General features: G+C 36.8%; 9 protein-coding genes. 5 read left to right on the top strand and 4 right to left on the bottom strand.

Annotated features, from left to right (window positions below; translation table 11 throughout):
- From JEY82_RS19305 to JEY82_RS19295, 4 genes are all read left to right on the top strand, one after another.
- Window positions 1-540 (top strand): tyrosine-type recombinase/integrase (locus JEY82_RS19305; protein WP_304088880.1); only part of this gene is annotated, 540 nt, incomplete at its 5' end.
- A 35-nt stretch (window positions 541-575) separates the two neighbouring features.
- Window positions 576-707, top strand: coding sequence for a hypothetical protein (locus tag JEY82_RS19720; RefSeq protein ID WP_369681176.1), 132 nt, complete (start codon window positions 576-578; stop codon window positions 705-707).
- A gap of 59 nt (window positions 708-766) precedes the next feature.
- Window positions 767-1045: a type II toxin-antitoxin system RelE/ParE family toxin gene (locus JEY82_RS19300; RefSeq protein WP_304088878.1), complete on the top strand. Its 279-nt coding sequence runs from the start codon at window positions 767-769 to the stop codon at window positions 1043-1045.
- Entirely contained in the window at window positions 1045-1344 is a 300-nt protein-coding gene (locus JEY82_RS19295) for a HigA family addiction module antitoxin (RefSeq protein ID WP_304088876.1), read from the top strand. Before JEY82_RS19300 ends, JEY82_RS19295 begins: the two co-directional genes overlap by 1 nt.
- 91 nt (window positions 1345-1435) lie before the next feature.
- Here JEY82_RS19295 and JEY82_RS19290 read toward each other — a convergent pair whose 3' ends face one another.
- The 3 genes from JEY82_RS19290 to JEY82_RS19280 are packed head-to-tail and all read right to left on the bottom strand — an operon-like array spanning window position 1436 to window position 6385.
- Window positions 1436-2317: a DUF2971 domain-containing protein gene (locus tag JEY82_RS19290; protein ID WP_304088873.1), complete on the bottom strand. Its 882-nt coding sequence runs from the start codon at window positions 2315-2317 to the stop codon at window positions 1436-1438.
- A 4-nt stretch (window positions 2318-2321) separates the two neighbouring features.
- Entirely contained in the window at window positions 2322-4256 is a 1935-nt protein-coding gene (locus JEY82_RS19285) for an ATP-dependent helicase (protein WP_304088871.1), read from the bottom strand.
- On the bottom strand, window positions 4241-6385 hold the full coding sequence (locus tag JEY82_RS19280) for an ATP-dependent endonuclease (protein ID WP_304088870.1): 2145 nt from the start codon (window positions 6383-6385) through the stop codon (window positions 4241-4243). Before JEY82_RS19280 ends, JEY82_RS19285 begins: the two co-directional genes overlap by 16 nt.
- A gap of 831 nt (window positions 6386-7216) precedes the next feature.
- On the opposite strand from JEY82_RS19280, the gene JEY82_RS19275 reads away from it, so the two are divergent.
- The gene (locus tag JEY82_RS19275) at window positions 7217-7486 is read left to right on the top strand and encodes a hypothetical protein (RefSeq protein ID WP_304088866.1); all 270 of its coding nucleotides are present in this window, start codon (window positions 7217-7219) and stop codon (window positions 7484-7486) included.
- 300 nt (window positions 7487-7786) lie between these two features.
- Here the strand turns inward: JEY82_RS19275 and JEY82_RS19270 are convergent, their stop codons facing one another.
- Window positions 7787-8173: a hypothetical protein gene (locus tag JEY82_RS19270; RefSeq protein WP_304088863.1), complete on the bottom strand. Its 387-nt coding sequence runs from the start codon at window positions 8171-8173 to the stop codon at window positions 7787-7789.
- Window positions 8174-8583 lie beyond the last annotated feature (410 nt).

The following is an 8583-nucleotide window of genomic DNA, read 5'->3' as shown; positions in this document are numbered from 1 at the left end:
CATGGGAAATGCCAAAAGACAAAGCAATATAGCATATTCAATCCCCGTTGTAAGGTGCAGCCGTCTGGACGGTTACGAATAAAATCCAATATGGCAGAAAAAAATCTCAGCCCACGCTCAATACAATATGTGTTGGCTACTGTGCGACAGGTATATAATGTTGCCAAGAAGCAAGACATCTTTAAAGGCGATAATCCAGTCAAAAAAATCAAAATGCCTAAAATGGACAACCGGCGAACACGCTTCCTGTCAGAAGATGAAGCTGAACAACTACTTGAAATACTAAAAGACAAACATGCTCTACCATACATTATCGCGCTTGTTTCTCTATATGGCGGCCTGCGGGCAGGAGAGATTATCAACCTAGAGTGGAAGGATCTGAACTTTGCTGAAAGCATGATCCTAATCCGAGACTCAAAAAATGGTCTTTCACGTCATGCATTTATGACAAAGCAGGTAAAAAAAGAACTTCGAGAGCTCAGAAAGCAGATAGATCCGAGCCAGAAACCAGTATTTAGTGCAACAGAAGGCAAAAAGTAGTTTTCCATACCCTACGCCACACCTTCGCAAGCTGGCTGGTTCAACGGGGAACTCCACTCTACACGGTGGCGAAACTCATGGGCCACTCGACTCTGGCAATGACGGAGCGGTATGCGCACCTTGCGCCGGACAATTTAAGAGCTGCGATGGCTGTGTTAGAAAATTAATATCCCTCGGCTCCCCTTGACAAAACGTTGCGCAGTGCGCAACATACAAATGAAGAACAATGATCAAAACATTTAAGCACAAAGGTCTGGAAAAATTTTTCCGCACCGGCTCAACAGCCGGAGTACAGGCCAAGCATTCCAAGCGGCTCAGAATCCAACTTTCGGTCATTGATACGGCTCAGGAAGTGGAGGACGTGAACCTTCCCGGATTCCGGCTGCACAAACTTAAAGGAAGCCGTGCGGATCTATGGTCAATAACCGTCAATGGCAATTGGCGGCTGACCTTTGAATTCCGAGACGGAAATGGTTACATTTTAAACTACGAGGATTATCACTAATGACTATGTACAATCCCCCGCACCCCGGCGAGCTTATCAGCTCCGTGTATATGGAAGAGTACGCTCTAAGCTGTCGCAAGCTTGCAAAAATGCTCGGGGTTGCTCCCTCTACCCTCACACGTGTTCTGAATGGCAAGAGTGCGGTGTCACCTGAAATGGCGCTGCGGCTTTCAAAAGCCCTCGGACGTACCCCTGAAAGCTGGCTGGCTATGCAGGCCAACTATGACCTTGGCAAGGTTCGCAGCAAGGTTGATTTGTCCGGAGTTACTCCTGTTGGGACGGATTGTTCTGTGGCGTGATCTAAAAAAAATCCCTACAAACAACTCTGAGAAGTCAAACTCAAGTGTATAAAAAATTTATATACCAATTCAGGGGCTTAAAATTGTTAAATTACTCAGCATCATAAACCAGATTTCTAACAGATCGGCCCTTAATATGCTCCATCCTATAAACACTACACCTTTCATATCGCGAACGAACCAGGTCAATAATCTCAACAGATTCGTCATGATCCATACTAGATCCTAGTGTAACAGACTCAAGTTCCTCTTCATAAAACGTATAATCGCCGTAATCTCGCTCACCTTCTTCCTCCCGCCATGTAATGACTCGCCACTCTTCTTCATAAGCCCATTCCTCATCTTTACTATAGCAGATAGCGAGATGTATTTTTTTACGAAGTTCAGCAGTTGGCTTATACAGCAAAAAATCCAATCCAGAATCTAGAGTAGGAGGACCCTTTGTGTAGTCTATGGGGTTTGCAGCAAGAAACGGAGTGTTCTTCTCGACAAGATGCCTAAATCCCAGAACACACCCTGTATGCCCTTGAGCATAGCTAGCCCACATAACATTGTTGGAATATTCTGTTGTAAGGCAAAAAACTCTCGCCGATTTTGTATCAACATTGTCAACATACTCACGAATCAACTCATAATTTACTTTTTTTTGAGGAACCGACACCAACTCAGCCTGAAGAGATTCTGGAGTCACCCCTTTTAGCAAAGCAGCCTTTAACATTTCTATTAAAAGAACTGTCAGAGGATTAAACTGATCCCAGTTAGTAGGACGATCCTCACATAAAGCAATTTTTACAATCAACTGTATATACTCTTCATAGCACTCGTCTATATCAGGATCAAAAACAGGAAGTCTTTGAAATTCATTCGGGTCATTAAAGTACCCTAAACTAGACCATCTAAGCCGACTGCTCTCTAATACTATTTTAGCAGTGGAAGCAGTTGTATACTTGTATAAAATATCTGGAACTATCATAGAATTACAGCTCCTTTACCCCAGTATCAAGATTAATCACATTGTCCTCTCCGAACCAAACCTTAGCCTGATTGACAACAGCTTCAGAGGGAGAATGAAAATAAACTGCCAAATTCTCTTTTGCCCTCGTACAACAAACATAAAAAATCTTTTGTGTTCGCTCTAAAACACTTGCAGTACGACCAGCGGAATTATCAAAAAGTTGCTCAAAATTATAATCGTTCCATTTCCCATTATCCAATACAACTAGCACGTTCTCAAATTCAGTTCCTTTTGTTTTATGCTGTGTTGAATATGGGGTATAACCTTCAAGATATTCATATAGTTTTTGAAATTCTGAAAATCTGACACTTTTAACCCGGTTATACAAATATGATTTACTAGAAATAAATTTTTCTAATCGATCGTCTTTTTTACATATTCCATTCGAATCGGCTTCATCTATAACCATTTCAATAGTTTTTTCTCCAACCTCAATGAGACTATCCATATTAGCTTTCAGCTCTTTTTTGGCAGAGACAGAGATCAACTTTTTCTTATAATCTGTAGCGTGGATAAAATAGTTATACTGCCCAGTTTGGTATAAATGAATATTGTGCTGTAATCTGAACAAATGTCGAATCAAATCATCTCTTTTAGACCCCTTCTTAGCCTCATCAACGGGATCTTGCTTTTTATCATCTAAGAGCTGATCTTTATCCACATACAGACTTGAAATGATATAAAAATCTAAGTCCATTGCGGTTTGGTAAAGATCTACATTGCCATCGATGAAAACTTTCATAGTTTTAGTAGGTAAAACAGCTTTTTTTCCAATAGGAAGCAAAAATTCAACAACCTCCTGAAAAGTCTTTCCCGAAAAATCATCTCCAATTGAATTTTTCTTAATATAATCTTTGACTCTTTTACAGTAAGCCAAAATTTTATCCCCATTATAAATGTCCATCAAAGATCGAAAACCTGCTTTAGTAGCCATCAAGTTATGAGTTAAGTTCAGCTCCTTTGTTTGTTCAACATCTGAAAAAATCCACCCTAAATAATTTTTAGTTTTTTCAAGACCAGCAATTTCATCTGCAGAATAAAGAAAACTAATTTTTCCAGACTTAACATTTCCATCATGGGTCATATTAGGAGCTGTTAAATCATTTGACGGGCGTTGCACTAATCCGTCGGTTCTTAACTTGTTTGCGAGTTCGATGACGAACTGAGGATTGCGTCTATTTTGTTCTTTCTTAACTTCATAAAGTTTACCATTGTCTTTATAGACATCTAGAATTGTTCCACGCCCAGTGTAAATTGACTGCATGGCATCCCCAAAAAAACCACGAACACATTTTTTAGGACTATTATCTAAATGTTCAAGCAGTATTTCTACAACTCCTTGCTGCGTATCTTGATACTCATCAACAAATATGAATGAATATTTATCTTTAACTATACCGCATAAGAGGGGGTAAGAACTAAACATTTTATTAGCGACAATAAGAAGCTCATCATGAGATATAATTCCATTCCCTATTTTAACAAACTCTTTGTACTGAATGCCATCATCACATTGATCGAAATAGTCATCTGACAATGGTGTGGGGCCGATAGCTTTAATTTGATGACACTCCTCATCATTAACAAGTAAAACTAACGTAGCTTTGAGCTCTTTCTGAAAGTGTTTAATATTACTCCACAAAAACTCATGTATAGTTGAAACATGTAGATTGGAGTGCCCAACCCTATCTTTAATTTCTCGAACGGCTGCATTGGTGTAAGTCATACAAGCAACAGTCTTAGTAGGAAATATTTCTAAAACCCTTTTTATTACTTGAACCAACGAATAGGTTTTACCACTCCCAGCTCCACCGCTCAGCAGAAAATTATTATCCTGAGCAATATGCTCCATGATTTGCTTAAAATCGTCGATTGGTTCTTTTACTTGCGAAGCCATTCTAAACCTTCCCGAATGTAAATAGGAATTTTCCAATTGCTAAATTGATTTTCAGCTTCATCGTTATTGCTATTTAAAAGGATTTCTATTGCCAGTGAGGGCTTTTTAATTACCCCTTTTTCAGCAAGGCAATATGAATCAATCTTCCCAGAACAAAAGTCCTTAAACCACTTCTTTGTAAGAGACTCAAAATCATTTTTATCATCCTGCAAGAAATCCATATTTATATGAAAAAAAGCGTCTTCAAAACTTCGAGGATAATATCCATCACTCTCTGTTTGATATACAAGCAAAATATTACCATCAATATCAGAAACTCTAGCGCCATCTTTTACATTGAGAACCTTTTCCTCCAATGGAAGTTTTTTGAAATAATCTAAACTCCCCTCTCTCAAAACATTATGAAAATGAAGTAAAGAATAATTAGATGTAATAGAAGCCTCGGGATGTAGCACAGGGCAGGCTTTAACTACCGTCTTTTGTGTCCCTTCTGCGTTATTTTTTGGAACCTTTTTTTCATCATCTTCAAACTGAGGATCCATCAAACAGCTATCAACATCTGTAATTATCAAGCACTTTTTCATGCCTATAAAATCAATAAAAATTTCAAATATATGAGAATAAGCACCAACTTCAACTATAGAAATATTTTGAGACAGTAGTGCATTCTCACTTTCTTCTTGATCAAGTTTCTTCATCATTGCCGGAAGTAGAATTCTTTCAGTATCTCCTTCAATCAAAATTGCTTTATCTGCAAAAAATAACTCAGCCCGATTGAGGGTTAGATATTGCTTTAAAAATCGATATTGTTTCTCTTCTCCTTTCTCCGTGTAATACTTTTCTAAATCACTTAAGTTTCTTGCAACCACAGAATTAGAAGTTTCTTTCTTTAAATATTTAATATCATTAAAATCACTTTCAGAGACAATATGAGATGAATGAGAACTTATTACATACTGCAGCTTTCGATTATCCTCATCTTCACGAACAATGCCCTCTGCAAGTAGTGACTTAATATTTTTAATAAATATGTACTGCATCTGCGGGTGAGTATGAGCTTCTGGCTCCTCAATAAATAGCAAATTAATATCAGCTGGCTTTTCCTTCTTGCTTCGCCTAAATTTTGTTACAAGAATTTCGATTTGAAAAATAATACTTATCAAATTCATATACCCAAGACCGTTATAGTGCTCTGGCAACGACTCATCGCCATGAGTATATGTAACAGTAGTATTTTCAGCTAAAAGCTCTCTATGTTGCAAAGTAGAGACAATCTCTATGGCAGACTCATCACTTACAATCCCTCCGAATTTACGAACCTTCTCAATTACATCTTGAAACAGCTTCGAATAAATCCCGGTAAGCTCATAATCCGTTTCAGCCAATTTCTCTTGAAAGTCATCAACAGTCTTACTTTGATCATCACTTGATTCTATTCGTCTATAAATTTCAGATGTTTGCGAGGAAAGAGAACCCTCATTCCCTTTATTAGAAACATCTCTCCGGGCACTAATACATTGAAAATTCAAAATATTTTTTAAAGAAATATTCTCCTTAAGCAAGCTAATAAAAACATCTTCGCTAATTGCAGAGGATTTAATGTTATAGGCTAAAGACTTTATATCTAAATCAAAATAATCTGAATATTTCTTACTCAAAAACAAACGTATTAGATCACATTTTTTTTCCGCACCTTTTTTTTCTACAAAAACAGCGAAATCCTGTTTAGCTTGCTGCAAAGCAATATTCTTAAACAAATAGTCAAAACCTAAAATAACATAGTTATTTTCTGGATCAAGATCCATTAAGACAGAACTTATATTTGATAGGTCATCATCTTCATTGTATTTAATATAAAGTCTAAGCTTAATGCCCAACTGTTCCCCTTCTTCAATGTTGGCATCTTTATCTTCTATTAATTTGTAGAGATAATTTTTAAACTCAATATTGAAATCATCAAAAGCTATACTACCTTTGGACTTTGAACCCAAAAATTTTTCTAATACAGTCAGCAAAGAAGTTTTACCTACATTATTCTTTCCAACAACTAATGAAAGTTCATCTTCTAAATCAATGGAAAAATCTTTTAACAAACGAAAGTTTTCGACTGTGATCTTGCAAATTTTCATTATTCCTCACCCTACCCTTAAATATAAAATAATGGGCTAGGTAAAAACCTAGCAGCCACCCTATTATTTCAAGACTCATTTCAAAGCAAGAACATATCTTGATATATCTGCACATAGGTTCATATAAGGTATTAAACATCATATTTTTGTTAATATTTCACAAACTTTATCCATACCCATCTAAAAATCTATCGTAGCTAAATTCGTACCTTTCTAAGTAACTGCATACTCATTTTTGCGGATTGCTTACTTCTTGCTTGAAGACCTTTGAATTTTTTTTCCTTCCTCCTCGTCACAATTACGTAAACTCCCAGCCCAACTTTTCCATACTTGCAAGAATTTGCGATAATCACCGAGCTTCAACACGATTTAACGACAGAGTGGACTCTTTTTGCTGATCAATAATATCTGCCCCAAGTTCCCAATAGAATTGTAGCAACTCTCTATTTACTAAAACTGCCGCTTTGATCTGCTTCAAATTTCTCACATTCCCAGCATTGAGACGCAGGCGAATAAGCTCTTCTCCCACAGGGAGCAGGTCGTAAGCTCGTCCACTTTAAAAAAGTGGGCCCACCTTACCTGTCCTGCCTTCAAAGCTTAAATTATTATACGGGATTAATGGTTATTTTTAGATAATTTGTGATGCTCACTGTTAAATATCAGAAAATCATCTTTAATCGTCTATAATATCGTTTAGTACCTGAAAGTATCACATAGTATCCTAATATTTCACATGCTAACAGTCTAATACTTTTGACTTTAAAATGATTAATCTGTTAGTTTTAGTGATCTTATTATGGCTAGTGAGTCAGAGTACAAAAGGAGGATAAAGTGCGAAAAAAATATGATGCGAGAGTTGAAGTGATAGCTTCGTTGTCAGTGATTAGAGAATTGACCGAGAAGGGATATTCGAAGAAAGCAATTTATAAAAAATTAAAAAATGATGAGTTGCTGACGATAAGCTACGTTCATTTTTGCCGCTTTGATTTGGATGGCAATCTTCCCAGACAGCCGAAGAAGTCTACTTTTAACTTTCAAAACAATGAAGGTAAAAAATTGGAACTTAAATCTGCTAATCCTATAATATCTTCCTTCATATAGCTTAGGCACACGGAGTAAAAAATGTCCGTCTGGGGCTGGTTCTGCGGTACGAGGGGGGGTCTCGGAAAAGTGTAATTTTTGTAAGGGATTACGCGTTTCGAGCTTAACTGACTGAAATAAAGATAAATAATCTATTTTTTAAAAGTAATAAAAGTGTAATAATATGTAATTTAAAATGTAATGATCAGTCTTTTCAGGTGGTTGTGTTTTTAAGAAATGTAATCTCAAAGTGTAATAAATATTACAGAAAATTACAGTTTTCCGATCCCCTCTGGCAAAGATTTTTTTATTCAAAATATATTAGATCTTAAAAAGCCAGCATCTAACTGTTTTGTTTGTTATTTTGCTAGTTATTGCCTTAGATTTTTCAAGCAACTTATGCTTTTTTGAGTGCGGGAGAAGTTGTTTTAATACTTTGAGGTCAGGAATTTCCTGTCCATTGTCTCTGCATTGTTGAACGAAATGATTTAGATTGATGGCGTAATAGGCAGGATTGCCACTATGGTTTAAGGCTTCTCTTTCCATGTTTCGTGTTTCTGAATTCAAATATCTGAAAGTCTCCCAAAATTGTTCCACTAAAGGATGGTCTGCTAAAAGACATTTCTCACGCAGAATTGCTCTTTGTAGGATGTATAGTTTTAGGTTTTCAATTTTTTCTGAACTGATGGCGGGGAAAATTGTTTGCAAAGCATATCCACAAGCCACGACTTGTGCATGATTTTTAGCTATCCGTTCATTTTTTAATGATGTTGAAAAAGCGGTTTCTATTTTTTTGAAACTCTCAAAATACGTGTTTAGAATTTTTGCTTCATTTATAAGACTGTCTTCAGAAATCCGCTTACTTCCTCGCAGGAAATCTTTTCAAAATATCGCGCAAGTTCACGAGATCCGGAATCGTAATGCGCTTTGTCGGCATGGCAATGCACAATCCGCTGTAAAAGAGCTTCACTGCCGTCAACTTCAGCATTTTGAGATATGATTAGGGTCGCCTGAAATAGGGACTCTTCCACGTCATTATTGGTAAGCGTAGAAATAGCTGCACCTTACAAATGAAATTAAATCTGCTATATTGCTTTGCCTTTTGGCATTTTCCATGG

Origin of the sequence: Maridesulfovibrio ferrireducens (assembly GCF_016342405.1) — a bacterium.
Classification (GTDB): domain Bacteria; phylum Desulfobacterota; class Desulfovibrionia; order Desulfovibrionales; family Desulfovibrionaceae; genus Maridesulfovibrio; species Maridesulfovibrio ferrireducens_A.
This window is presented reverse-complemented; position numbering and strand designations above follow the sequence as displayed.